At 64.8% G+C, this 12,186-nt stretch carries 10 protein-coding genes; 1 reads left to right on the top strand and 9 read right to left on the bottom strand.

All coding sequences use genetic code 11. From position 1 onward, the window contains the following. Window positions 1-330: 330 nt before the first annotated feature. Window positions 331-1,398 carry an LLM class flavin-dependent oxidoreductase gene (locus BMX93_RS07935; protein WP_091969831.1) on the bottom strand — a complete coding sequence of 356 codons (1,068 nt, stop codon included), beginning with the start codon at window positions 1,396-1,398 and terminating at the stop codon, window positions 331-333. Between the two features lie 136 nt (window positions 1,399-1,534). Here BMX93_RS07935 and BMX93_RS07930 point away from each other — a divergent pair, with 136 nt between their 5' ends. Continuing rightward, complete coding sequence (locus BMX93_RS07930) at window positions 1,535-2,095, top strand: DUF6328 family protein (protein WP_218139274.1); 561 nt, start codon at window positions 1,535-1,537, stop codon at window positions 2,093-2,095. Window positions 2,096-2,249: 154 nt separating this feature from the next. Here BMX93_RS07930 and BMX93_RS13305 read toward each other — a convergent pair whose 3' ends face one another. The 8 genes from BMX93_RS13305 to BMX93_RS07890 form a co-directional block, all read right to left on the bottom strand. Further along, window positions 2,250-2,723, bottom strand: coding sequence for a DUF7218 family protein (locus tag BMX93_RS13305; RefSeq protein ID WP_245725794.1), 474 nt, complete (start codon window positions 2,721-2,723; stop codon window positions 2,250-2,252). A 167-nt stretch (window positions 2,724-2,890) separates the two neighbouring features. Further along, on the bottom strand, window positions 2,891-4,039 hold the full coding sequence (locus tag BMX93_RS07920) for a sugar kinase (RefSeq protein ID WP_091969829.1): 1,149 nt from the start codon (window positions 4,037-4,039) through the stop codon (window positions 2,891-2,893). A 112-nt stretch (window positions 4,040-4,151) separates the two neighbouring features. Continuing rightward, window positions 4,152-5,549 carry a GH1 family beta-glucosidase gene (locus BMX93_RS07915; protein WP_091969827.1) on the bottom strand — a complete coding sequence of 466 codons (1,398 nt, stop codon included), beginning with the start codon at window positions 5,547-5,549 and terminating at the stop codon, window positions 4,152-4,154. A gap of 80 nt (window positions 5,550-5,629) precedes the next feature. After that, window positions 5,630-7,540 carry a cellulase family glycosylhydrolase gene (locus BMX93_RS07910; RefSeq protein ID WP_091969825.1) on the bottom strand — a complete coding sequence of 637 codons (1,911 nt, stop codon included), beginning with the start codon at window positions 7,538-7,540 and terminating at the stop codon, window positions 5,630-5,632. Window positions 7,541-7,568: 28 nt separating this feature from the next. After that, complete coding sequence (locus BMX93_RS07905; protein ID WP_091969823.1) at window positions 7,569-8,408, bottom strand: carbohydrate ABC transporter permease; 840 nt, start codon at window positions 8,406-8,408, stop codon at window positions 7,569-7,571. Continuing rightward, window positions 8,401-9,369, bottom strand: a complete 969-nt coding sequence (locus BMX93_RS07900) for a carbohydrate ABC transporter permease (protein ID WP_091969821.1) — start codon at window positions 9,367-9,369, stop codon at window positions 8,401-8,403. The genes BMX93_RS07905 and BMX93_RS07900 overlap by 8 nt, the downstream gene beginning before the upstream one ends. A gap of 68 nt (window positions 9,370-9,437) precedes the next feature. Continuing rightward, window positions 9,438-10,745, bottom strand: coding sequence for an ABC transporter substrate-binding protein (locus tag BMX93_RS07895; RefSeq protein ID WP_091969819.1), 1,308 nt, complete (start codon window positions 10,743-10,745; stop codon window positions 9,438-9,440). 363 nt (window positions 10,746-11,108) lie between these two features. Beyond that, window positions 11,109-12,143: a LacI family DNA-binding transcriptional regulator gene (locus BMX93_RS07890; protein ID WP_177170132.1), complete on the bottom strand. Its 1,035-nt coding sequence runs from the start codon at window positions 12,141-12,143 to the stop codon at window positions 11,109-11,111. Window positions 12,144-12,186 lie beyond the last annotated feature (43 nt).

The raw sequence follows: 12,186 nt of genomic DNA, 5'->3' as shown, positions 1-12,186 counted from the left end.
CTGGGCTTCCGCAACCTCACCAACTACATCGCCAGAAGCCTGCTCGAGACAGGCGGATTCAGACCCCAACTACACCCTCGATTGGGATGAGCCCGAAGACTTCTCGTGGCCATCTTGGGTGCCCAGCCGGCACCGGTGAGCCGCCACGGGCCGCGGGCATCGCGCCAGGCGAATGGACGACGACGAATTGACGAGGGCGAGCAGACAGGGCGACGGCAAAGACCCACGCCCAGGACGAGTGTGGGTCTTTGCCGTGTGCGCAGGAGGCCGTGGCTGATGATCTCGGACCGAGCTGAGACGCCACTGCACAGGAACACCCACTCACACCCGTCAGGAATCGACGTCTCGGATCCCCTCCGGCTGAACCTGGCCTTCCCAGTTCGGCTTCCAGCCCAGCGCCGGCGCCACATACTTCGCGAAGCCCTCGACCAGGCGCAGATTGAAGTCCACTCCCAGCTGGCTGGGGATCGTGAGCATGAGCGTGTCGGCGCTCATCACCGCAGCATCGTGCGAGAGCTCTTCGACGAGCACCTCCGGCGTGGCCACATAGCTCTTGCCGAAGCGGGAGCGGACCCCGTCGATGTAGCCGACGCCTTCCCGCTCGTGGGAAGCCGCATACCTCGCCTCGTCGGCCTCGTCCAGAATGGGGAAGATGGTGCGGGACACCGACACCCGGGGAGTGCCCGGATGCCCGGCCTGGCGCCACGATTCGCGGAAGGCCTCGATCTGCTGGGCCTGCAATTCATCGAAGGGGATGCCGCGATCCTCGGTGAGCAGCGTCGACGACATGAGGTTCACGCCCACCTGACCTGCCCAGCGGGCCGTCCCGATCGTGCCGGCCCCCCACCACACCCGGGAGCGCAGACCTGGCGAGTACGGTTCGATTCGCTGCCGGCCACCACCGGCGCCGAAGGGGCTATCGGGGTCCCGCTCGGCCAGCCCTTCGCCGTCGATCGCCCGGAGGAAGAGCTCGAAGTGGGCCCGCGCGATGTCGGCGCCGCGCGGGTCGGTCGACCCTGTATACCCGAAGGCCTCATAGCCACGGACCACTGTCTCCGGCGATCCCCGGCTCACCCCCAGTGCGATGCGGTTGTTGCTCAGCAGATCGAGAGCGGCGGCATCCTCCGCGAGATGCAGCGGGTTCTCGTAGCGCATGTCGATAACCCCGGTGCCGACCTCGATCTGCCGCGTGGTGGCCGCGATGGCCGCCAGCAGGGTCATGGGCGAGCCCTGCTGGCGGGCGAAATGGTGGACCCGGAAGTACACGCCATTGACACCCAGCTCGTCCATCCCCTGGGCCAGGTCGATGGCCTGATGGATGGAATCGGCCGCCGTGAGGCGATGCCCACCACCCATCGGACCGTAGTGCCCGAAGGACAGGGTTCCGAAGCGTTCCATGGGTAATTCAACATTCAATAGTGCAGGGCTATTCCCCGCTCCCCCATCCGCCGGCTGATCCAGGCAGACTTGGACGACGAGCATGGCGAACCAGGCGGGGCACCCGATAGCGCCGCGAACGACGAGGGAGGCCGGCATGAGCAATGGCTCTCATTCCCACCAGGCCAAGCGGGAGGACAGCGGAACCGGTGAGCCCGTCCCGGCAGACCGCGAGCTCGTGAGACCGGAACGCAGCGAGACCCCGGCCGAGCGCCTGGACCGCAACTGGTCCGAGCTCTTGCAGGAGCTGCGAGTGAGCCAGACCGGAATCCAGATCCTGTCGGCCTTCCTGCTCACGCTGCCCTTCCAGTCCCGCTTCGACGAGCTGCGCCCGCCCCTCACCTGGGTCTTCCTGTCCGCGGCGATGATGGCCACGCTGTCCACCGCCTTGATCATGGCACCCGTCATGGCCCACCGGCTGACCTTCCGCCGCCACGCCAAGGACGACCTGGTGCGCTTCGGGAATGTCCTGGCCAAGACCGGGCTGGTCACGCTGGCGCTGACCGTTGTGCTCGTCATCGTGCTCATCGTCGGCTTCGTCATCGACGTCACCGCGGGCGCGATCGCCGGGGCATGCTGCCTCATCTGCTTCACCGTGCTGTGGGCCCTGCTGCCAGCGCGACTGGTCCGGACCTCACCGACCGAGCGTTACCGATGAGGGCATCCAGTGCTTCGCCCGCCGGGCGCGCAGCGCCATATCAGCATGCGGGCGCGCAGTGCCATATGTCTGGGCGCGCAGCGCCATATCAGCATGCGAACGCCCACCTTGCGCGGTCTGGTGATTGCGCAGCTCGGTGATCGCCCAGCGCGTCTCAGTGATTGCGCAGCGCGTCGATGAGTTCACCCTTGCTCATTGTCGACCTGCCCCTGATGTCGAGTTCTCTGGCACGCACGAGAAGCTCGGACTTGGTGCGCTCGGTATAGTCTTCGGCCCGCCCGCCCCTGCGTCCTACCGTCGTCCTCGACGTGGCCGCCGCCGCATTCGAGATTCGTGCGGCCTTCTGCTTCGAGGCACCCTCGTCACGCAGAGCCTCATACATCTGCGGGTCCTTGATGGACGGATTGTCCTGGGGAGCCGGACGCTCGGTCGCGCTGACCTTCCCGGCTGCCGTGCCCTTCGTGGAAGCCGTGCGCGGGGCCCCCGACTTCTTGGTACTCGACTTCTTGGCGCTCAGCTTCTTGGCGTCCGCCGTCGCGGCCTTCGCCTTCTTCTTGGCGGCCTTCGCGTTCTTGTCCTTCGCCTTGGCGGCCTTCGCGTTCTTCTTCGCGGCCTTGTCCTTCGCCATCATCACTCCTTCCAGAGAATCCTTGACTGTCGAGTCTGTCGCAGATTCGCAGAATTCGTGAGCAAGTACGGCAATGACGCCGCCCGAGGCCTCTCGGCATGCCGGGATCCACCTGGCAGGGCAGGTCCCGGCATGCCGACGTACTGGTCAGCGCACGAGCACCCTGGTCAGCGCACGAGACGTGCGGTGCCACCCGAGGCCAACGCGAGCACCTCAGGCTTGCTCGCGTAGGACGAATCGCCGGGCGTGGTCATCTCGAGAGCACCATTGGCAGCGCCGTAGTCGACGGCCACGCCGAGGGGCTGGCCATCGATGAGTCCGAAGACGAATCCGGCGCCGAAGGCATCCCCGCCGCCGACCCGGTCGAAGACCTCGAGGCCGGGGCGGAAGGTGGACCTCAGCAAGCCTGTTTCGGGGGACCAGGCAAGAGCACCCCAATTGTTCGTCGTCGCACTCGCCACGGTGCTGATCGTCGTGGCGATCACCTTGAGATTCGGATAGGCCGCTGCGACACGGTTGATCATGGACTCGAAGCTTGCGACGGTCTTGTCGGTGAGGCCCTCGTCCATCCCGCTGATCTCGAAGCCGAGGCCGGAGCTGAAGTCCTCCTCGCTGCCGATCATCACGTCCACCATGGGCGCGATCTCCCGGTTGACCTCGATGGCGCGCTGCTGGCCGCCATTGCTCTTCCAGATGCTCGGGCGATAGTTCACGTCGTAGGAGACGATCGTGCCGTACTTGTGGGCCGTCTGGATCGCCTTGATGGTGGTCTGCGTCGTGGTCTCGGAGAGCCCGGCGAAGATGCCCCCGGTGTGCAGCCACCGCACGCCCTGCTTACCGAAGAGCTCGTCGAAATCCACCTCGTCGGCGCTGAGCTGGCTGGCGGCACTGTGCCCGCGGTCAGACACACCCAGCGCGCCCCGCACGCCGAATCCGCGTTCGGTGAAGTTGAGCCCATTGCGCACCCTCTCGCCGATGCCGTCGTAGGGCATCCAGCGGATGAGCGAGACGTCGACGCCGCCGGCCAGGATCAGCCCCTCGATGAGACGCCCCACCTCGTTCTCGGCCAGCGCCGTCACCATGGAGGTGCGCAGTCCGAACACCCGGGACAGGCCTCTCACCACGTTGTACTCGCCGCCGCCCTCCCAGACGTCGAAGGCCCGGGTGGCTCGCACCCGCTTGGGGCCGGGATCGAGCCTCAGCATCACTTCGCCCATGCCGACGGCATCGAATCGACACTCCTCGGCAGGACGCAACGTCAAGACGGGCGCGGGTTGTGGTTTCACCTTGCTCACAACGACATCCTCACTAGTCATCAGATCACCTCCCCGACATTCAACCGCACGGTCCCGGCCGGCCAGACACCGCCCACCCAACGGTCAGTCAGTGTTCAGATGCTGGTCACCGGACGGGAGCCGGAGGCCTGCCTCAGCTAAGGCTTCGGCGGGCGATGAGTCGCTGGTAGTAGCGGAACGAATCCTTCGGGATACGCCGGTAGCTGTCGTAGTCGACTCGGATGATCCCGAACCGGCGGTCGTATCCCCAGGACCATTCGAAGTTGTCCATGAGCGACCACACGAAGTAGCCGCCCACCGGGGCCCCCTCGTCCACGGCATCGAGTACGGCGCCCAGGTGCGCCTCGAGATAGGCGATCCGGTCGTCGTCGTGGACGACGCCGCTGGCGTCGGGCCGGTCGGGGGCCGCCATCCCGTTCTCGGTGACGAACAACTCCAACCCGGGAAAGCGCTTCGCCGTGGACACCAGCACATCGCGCAATCCCGCCGGGTCGATGTTCCAGCCCATTGCGGTCAGTGGGCCGGTGGGTGCCACGAAGCTCACGTCACCGCAGCCCACCCAGGGGCTGTGCGCGGCCTCGCCGTGCCCGCCCGAGCTCACCGCGTCGCCCTCGCGGGAGCGGCACACCGTCATCGTGGAGTAGTAGTTGATGCCCAGGCTGGCCAGCGGCTGATGGATCACTGCCAGGTCGCCCTCGCGCACGAACGACCAATCGGTGACTGCGCGGGTCATCGCGATGAGCTCTCCAGACATCTGCCCCTCGAGCATCGGGGCAAGCCACACGTCGTTTCCGAGTGTCTCGATCTGCTTGACGGCCGCTCGGTCGTCAGGAGACCCGGGATCGCGGGGGCGCGCAACATGCAGATTGAGCGTCACCGAGACCGGGGTGTCCACACCGAGCGCCTGGTGAATGCTCTGGGCCGCGAGTCCATGGGCGAGGTTGAGGTGATGCGCGGCACGCAGCGCCGACTGCGGGTCGGTGATGCCCGGGGCGTGGACGCCGGAGGCATGGCCCAGGAATGCCGAGCACCACGGCTCATTGAGAGTGGTCCACATCGCCACATTGTCGCCGAGCGACTCGGCCACGAGCCGCGCGTACTCTCCGAACGCCTCGGCGGTGGCCCGCCGGGTCCAGCCACCATCCTCCTGGAGCGCCTGGGGCAGGTCCCAGTGATAGAGGGTTGCCACGGGCCTGATGCCTGCCTCACGCAGGGCGTCGACGAGCCGCTTGTAGAAGTCCAGACCGCGGGAGTTCGGGGCGCCACGGCCCGTTGGCTGGACACGGGGCCACGAGATGGAGAAACGATAGGCATCCAGGCCCAGGTCCTTCATCAATTCGACGTCCTCGTGCCAGCGGTGGTAGTGATCGCAGGCGATATCGCCGTTGTCGCCGCCCGCTGTCTTGCCGGGAGTGTGGGAGAACACATCCCAGATCGACGGTCCGCGACCGTCCTCGGCAACCGCACCTTCGATCTGGTACGCCGCCGTTGCGCTGCCGAACCAGAATCCTTCTGGGAACTGTCGTGTCATGGCTCATCCTGTGTCCTGTGAAAGTGATGCTGGGAAGTGACGCGGGGAGTGGAAGATGCTGGGAGTGGAAGGGCACATGGTCAGGCGGGCACCCGGATGACCTGTACGCCATAGGGCGCCAGCTCGACATGGTCGACGGCCTGGCCCGACAGCGTGGTGGCCCGATCGGGACACCGCACCGCGCACTCGAGGGGCTCCGCGGATTCGCTGACGAGGAACCAGTACTGGCTTGCGTCGTCGTGCACCAGGTAGTCCACGAGCACTCGCGGATCATTGACGCGTACGGCAGGTTCGATCCCGGCGATCTGGGCCAGGGCCAGATAGAGCCGCCAGCTGTCGTCCGGGTTGGCGTCCCTGCGCCGGGCGGCGAAGTGCTCGAGGGGATAGGTGCACAGCACCGTCCTGCCCAGGCCATGTTCGCGGGCGATGATGGCCGGCTCACCCTGGGCATCCACCGCCACCACCTCGCCGGCAGTCACGGCGACCGGCAGCCGGGCCCGGGAGTTCTCATTCCCAGCAGCGGGGAAGTGCAGCGTCTCACCGCTGCCGATGGCGCCGAAATCGCGTACGAAGGTGAGCTCGACGAGATCGTCCTCGACATAGTCGTTGAGCCCGTAGCGCAGCGCGTTGCGCACCCCGAAGAGCGGTTCGGTGGCATTCCACCAGGGGCCGCGCTGCGAGGAGGACTCACCGGCACAGTAGGAGACATAGACCGTGGCACCCCCCTCGGCGAGTTCGGCAAGCTGGTGCCAGGTGGGTGAGGCAAGGGCCTTCACGGAAGGGATGAGATACAGAGCGTAGCCAGGTGCCAGGCCGCCGTCCTCATGCTCCCGGATGACCGCACCGGGAATTCCGGCTTCGCGCAATGCCACATGGCCTTGCTCGCAATTGGCCTCGACCATCGCGCGGTCGATCTCGTGCGCGAAGGAATATCCTTCCGCCAGATAGGAGCTGACCACCAGCGCCGCCTGGACATCACCGGGGTGGCAATGAGCCGCATCGATTGCCTCGAGCTGACGCGCGAACTCCTGCAATTCCAGCAGGGGAGGCTTGGGTTTGCCGTCGGCGTCGGTGATCCCGAAATGCACTTCGAAAGGATGATGGCTGTAGGGCCGCTGGTCGAGGATGTGATCGTAATCCGTATTGTTCCAGGCGATCCAGCCGGACGCCCCGGCGAGCAGGGTGTTGTACAGCAGCTGGCGATAGTAGTGCGCCGAGTTCTCCGTGGAGACGAAATCGGAGGACAGTCCGAATTCCTCCATGACGATGGGCCTGCCTCCGATGGCGGCGAGTTGGCAGATGAAGGCCGCCTTGAGGTGCTGGCGCACTAGGTCGGTCTCCATCGCGTACACATGCGGGCCGACGAAATCGGTGAGGGCCCCCAGGGCCCGCACCGAGAATCCGGAATCGTGACCGGTGACCTCCTCGCCCCAGGCGCCGTCGCCGATCGACACGGGCTGGTGTCCCCCGCCAGCGCGTACCGCGTGCACCATGAGCCGGGCCCATTCGGCCACGACGGCGGTGTCGTCCTCCCCGCCGTAGATCGGGATCTCGTTGGAGATGAGCCATCCGGCGATCGCCGGATGGGTGCAGAAGCGGGAGGTGAGGTTCTCGATATAGAAGGCTTCGCGTCCGACCATCCACACGTCTCGATAGATGCTGCGGCCGTTGCGCCACACCGGATCCCAGTTCTCCCCCGACATGTGGCCGACCAGGAATGTGGGAATGGTGGACATATCGAGTTCGGCATGGGCGTCGAGGAAATCTGCGAAGAACTCGCACTTGGTCTCGTCGATGACATCGGGCTGGGGCTGGAAATCCGGCCAATAGAAGAAGCTCCTGGTCATGTTGAGCCCGTGGCGGTGCAGGGTCGAGAGCTCCTCGCGCACCACCTGCGGATCGTAGTGACGCCACATGAGCGGGCCACCGGACCGTGACCAGAAATTCGCGCCCAGCCACTGCTCGGTCAGGCGAGGGTTCAGGCGCTTCATTGCTGCCCCTTTGCAGAGAGTGTTCTTCTCATTTGATTGCCCCGGCAGTCAACCCGGACACGAAATTGCGCTGGAGCGCCAGGAAGACCAGCACGATCGGCACGCTCACCACGAGCGAGGCGGCCATGATCTGGTTCCAGTACACGTTCACCTGGGTGGAGTACAGCTGCAGCCCGACGGCAAGCGTCCGGTTCGCATCGGTGGTCATCACCGATGCGAAGAGCACCTCGCCCCAGGCCGTCATGAACGAGTAGATCGCCACCGCGATGATGCCCGGCCGGGCGGAGGGCACGAGGATCCGAAAGAGGATTCCGAAGGGCCGGCAGCCATCCACCATGGCGGCCTCGTCCAGGTCGCGGGGGATGCCGTCGAAATACCCGGCGAGCATCCAGATCGAGAAGGGCAGCGAGAAGGTCAGGTAGGTGATGATCAATCCGAGCCGGGTACCCACCAGCGCGACGCCGGTGGCGTCATGGATATTGACGAAGATGATGAACAGCGGCAGCAGGAACAGGACCCCCGGGAACATCTGAGTGCTCAGCACCGTGGTGGTGAACACGCTGCGGCCGTGGAAGCGGTAGCGCGACACAGCAAAGGCGGCGAAGAGCGCGACAGTCACGCTCAGCGCCGTGGCGACGGTGCACACGATGATGCTGTTCACGAAATAGTGCGCGAGGGGAACTGTCGTCCACATGCTCACGAAGGGCTCGACAGTGATCCTCTTCGGAATCCACGAGAAGGTTCCCTGGACATCTTGGAGGGGCTTGAGCGAGGAGGTAACCATCACCCACAGCGGCACCAGGATGAACACGCTGAGCACGACGAGAACAATGATCCGGAAGGCGCGCTCCCCGGTGGTCTCACGCATAGAGATCCCTCCTGTTCCGGAGTATGACCAGATAGACGAGGGTGACGACCAGCAGGAAGGCCAGGAGCAGCACGCTCATTGCCGCGCCGAGGCCGAAATCCCAGTTGAGGAACGAGGCGTTGTAGATGTGGAAGGAGATGAGATCGCCGGCCGGTGGTGTCGCCCGCCCGAACAGCACGAATGGCGTGTTGAAATCGTTGAAGACCCACAGGAACATCACGAGAAAGAGAACCACATTCACCGGGGAGAGCATTGGCAAGGTGATGCTGCGCCACTGCCGCCACGGCGATGCACCATCGATCGCGGACGCCTCGTAGACATCGCTGGGGATCGATTGCAGACCCGCCATGAGCATGAGAAAGGCGAAAGGCCACATCTTCCAGATGGCCACGACCACCACCGAGACGAAGGCCCGCGAGCCGAGCAGCCAGAAAGGCCGGTCACTGTACAGGTGCAACTGGTCAACGAGCAGATGATTGATCGCCCCGGTGTCGCGTTGGAACATGAAATTCCAGGTGATCACGCCGGCATACATCGGCAACGCATAGGGCACCAGGAAGAGGGTGCGCCATATCCCCCGGCCCCTGAATGTCTTCTGCAAGGCAACGGCAGCCGCCATGCCGAGGATCCACGAGAAGGACACCACGAGCACGGTATAGGCGCAGGTGATGAGGAAGGAGTGCGCAAAGGCCTGGCCCTGTGCCGTATCGACGTTCAGCACGAGGCGGTAGTTCGACAGGCCAGCGAAGGGCGCCTCATTCCACCGGCGGATGTAGAACTTCGTGAGCTTGACGAAGCTCATCCAGATGCCGGTGAGCATGGGAATGATGTGGATGGCGATCTCGAGGATCACCGCAGGCAACACGATGAGATAGGGGAACCACCACCAACCGCGTCTGCGCGAGCGACGATGCCGAGCAGCACTGGTGGCGTTGCCCCCCTTGATCGACTGGGAGGACATCAGGGACCTTCCCTGGAGAGGAATACCGTGGGCGATGAGGGGACGCCAGGCGTCCCCTCATCGAGGGTTCAGCTGGTGATGCTGGTCTGAGCGGTGTTCAGCTGGTTCCTGACCTGGTCCGGAGTCAGGTTCGAGCCCGTCGCGATGGAAGCGAACATATTGTTCATCGCCTTGCCCACCGTGGACTCGAACTGGTCCTCGTTGGGAACCAGCGGCAGCGGCTTCGACCGGTTGTTATAGATATCGGTGAAGGTCTTCAGCTCCTCGGCATTCGTGGTGAACGTCGCCTTGGCGTCCTTGAGCACGGGGAGCGACGAGAATGGCTTGCCCAGCGCTTCCTGGGTGCTCTGACTCGTCATGAACTTGACGAACTGCAGGGCGGCATCCTTGTTCTTCGTGGACTTCATGATGGCGATGTTGATACCGGCCACATGACTTGCCACCTGGGAGGCGGCGTTCTGTGGCGCGGGCAGCGGGACTACCCCCCATTCGTCCTCGGACATGCCATTGGAGATCAGCGTCGCATTCGCATTGTTCTGGTTGATGATCATGGCAGCCTTCTTGTTCGCGAAGGCGGCAATCGACTTGCTCCCATCGGTGAACTGGGCGTCAGAAGGATTGACGACCTTGTCGGTCTGCATGAGATCGAGATAGCGGCTCACGCCGTTGACGACCCCGTCCTGGGTGAACGTGGGCTTGCCCGACGAATCGAACAGCTCAGCGCCATTCTGGGCCGCGTTGATGAATGCGAAGTGGGCGTTCTCGGTATAGGAACCTGCGGCGAGCGTCATGCCATAGACGCCGGTGGCCGGGTTGGTCAGCTTCTTGGCATCGTCGACCATCTCTTCCCAGCTGGCTGGAGGGGTGAGCCCGGCCTGCTGGAACATTGCCTTGTTGTAGTACAGACCGTAGGCCAATCCATAGAGCGGAACCGACGTCGGAGTGGTGCCCGGTGCACCGCCGGTTTCCAGCGCTGCCTGCACGAAGCGATCCGAGCCGCCGATGGCTTTCATCTCCGAGTCGCCGAACTCCATGAGCCCCCCGGTTGCCTGGAGCGAAACGCCCCAGGTGTTGCCGATGTTGAGCACATCGGGTCCTTGACCCGAGGTGATGGCCGTCTGGATCCGGGTCTGCAGATCGTTCCAGCCGATGACCTCCAGATTGACCTTGACGCCAGTCTGCTTTGTGAACTCGTCGAGCAGCGGTGTGAGCACCTCCTTGTCGTTGTCGAGGCTTGTGCCCTGGTTGCTGGCCCAATAGGTGATCGTCGAACCCGATGCCGTTGAGCTGCTCGACGACCCCGAGCCGCATCCCGCTGCCGCCAGACCGAGCACACATGCTGTGGCTGCCGCCACGATTGTCCTGAGCTTCCTCATTATTCGACCCTCCTTGGTCGGATCAGATGAATCGATTCAGTTCCTTCGCTGCAACTGAAACGATTCAGTAGCGTCGTGCTGAGAAGAGACACGACTCACTATCAATAGTGGGACCTATCGTCCGCCGGCGCAAGAGGAGGCTTCCAAGCAAGAAGAGATGAACGCCAGGCACGAGGCGAACGCCGAAACCTCTGTCCCGACGGCCCGGCGGGGCGGAGTGCTGTCGGCCCCGACGCGGTGGCTCCAAGGAGGTGGCTCCAAGGGATGGCCCCAAAGGATGATCCCGACGCGGTGGCCCTAAGGAGGTGGCCCCGAGCGGACCTCGTCCATCCGCGTCGCCCGACCCACGCCCCATGATCGGCATCAGGTGCGCCCAGGTGCTCTCAGCGGACCCGTTGATTCCCGGATGACGAGGGAACTCGTGACCTCAGTAGGGGCACCGCCGAGCGGCCCGTCTTCCAGATGGCCCACCAGAAGGCGCGCCGCGATCTTCCCCATCCCGGCAGGATCGCGGTCGAGGGCGGTGATGGCGGGCGTGACAACTGCCATCGGGATGGAATCGTCCCAGCTCACCAGGGATATGTCCTGCGGCACCTGCAAACCAGCTGCACGACAGGCCTGCAATGCTCCCAGACAGATGAGGTCGGAGGAGCAGATGAGCGCCGTGAGCTGCGGGTGGCGGGCCAGGAGGTCGGCCGCAGCACGGCGACCCCCCTCGATGGTGTACTCGGCCTGGCACTGCACGAGCCTCGCCCCGGTCAGGCGCGCAGCACGACGCATGCCACGGCGTCGTGCCTGCTCGTGAACCAGCGCCACGGGGCCGCCGAGGAATCCGATGTTCTCGTGCCCCAGCGAGGCCACGTGCTGCATCACCACCAGCGAGTCCGTGTCCTCGTGACCTGCCACGTGGAGAACGGCGGAGTGATTGGGAACCTCGCCCATGAGCACCATAGGAATCCCCAGTTCCTCCAGCAGGGCAATACGGGAATCCTCGGTGACCAAATCGAACAGCACGACACCGTCGACCTTCTGCTCCTGGGACCATTGCCGGTAGAGCTCGTGGGCCGCCGGCCCGGATTCGGTGAGGCTCAGCAGCAGGGAGTAGTCACGGGGGCTGAGCACGGTCTCGAGCCCGGCGATCAGCCGATAGTAGAACGGCTCGGTCGCGAGCTGCTCGGCATGGCGGGTGAGCACCACGCCGATCGCCCTCGACCGGCGCGAGCGCAGCGAGCGGGCCGCCGACGAGGGCCGCCAGCCCATCTCGCGCGCCATCGCCCGGACTCGCTCGCGGGTCGTCTCGCTGACTCCGGGCGCTCCGTTGAGCGCATAGGAGACCGCCGACTGGGAAAGACCCAGGCGGCGCGCGAGATCGGCGATCGTCACTCGCGCTTCGCCCATCGAACACCCATCGCGCCGGAGGCCGGGAACTCCATTCGTCATG

It is taken from the genome of Propionibacterium cyclohexanicum (assembly GCF_900111365.1).
Classification (GTDB): domain Bacteria; phylum Actinomycetota; class Actinomycetes; order Propionibacteriales; family Propionibacteriaceae; genus Propionibacterium; species Propionibacterium cyclohexanicum.
This window is presented reverse-complemented; position numbering and strand designations above follow the sequence as displayed.

Excerpts from the sequence above, each read along its gene's own strand:
- BMX93_RS07905 (WP_091969823.1), bottom strand. The coding sequence starts at position 8,408 with ATGCGTGAGACCACCGGGGAGCGCGCCTTCCGGATCATTGTTCTCGTC.
- BMX93_RS07930 (WP_218139274.1), top strand. The coding sequence starts at position 1,535 with ATGAGCAATGGCTCTCATTCCCACCAGGCCAAGCGGGAGGACAGCGGA.
- BMX93_RS07900 (WP_091969821.1), bottom strand. The coding sequence starts at position 9,369 with ATGTCCTCCCAGTCGATCAAGGGGGGCAACGCCACCAGTGCTGCTCGG.
- BMX93_RS07920 (WP_091969829.1), bottom strand. The coding sequence starts at position 4,039 with ATGACTAGTGAGGATGTCGTTGTGAGCAAGGTGAAACCACAACCCGCG.
- BMX93_RS13305 (WP_245725794.1), bottom strand. The coding sequence starts at position 2,723 with ATGGCGAAGGACAAGGCCGCGAAGAAGAACGCGAAGGCCGCCAAGGCG.
- BMX93_RS07895 (WP_091969819.1), bottom strand. The coding sequence starts at position 10,745 with ATGAGGAAGCTCAGGACAATCGTGGCGGCAGCCACAGCATGTGTGCTC.
- BMX93_RS07890 (WP_177170132.1), bottom strand. The coding sequence starts at position 12,143 with ATGGGCGAAGCGCGAGTGACGATCGCCGATCTCGCGCGCCGCCTGGGT.
- BMX93_RS07935 (WP_091969831.1), bottom strand. The coding sequence starts at position 1,398 with ATGGAACGCTTCGGAACCCTGTCCTTCGGGCACTACGGTCCGATGGGT.
- BMX93_RS07910 (WP_091969825.1), bottom strand. The coding sequence starts at position 7,540 with ATGAAGCGCCTGAACCCTCGCCTGACCGAGCAGTGGCTGGGCGCGAAT.
- BMX93_RS07915 (WP_091969827.1), bottom strand. The coding sequence starts at position 5,549 with ATGACACGACAGTTCCCAGAAGGATTCTGGTTCGGCAGCGCAACGGCG.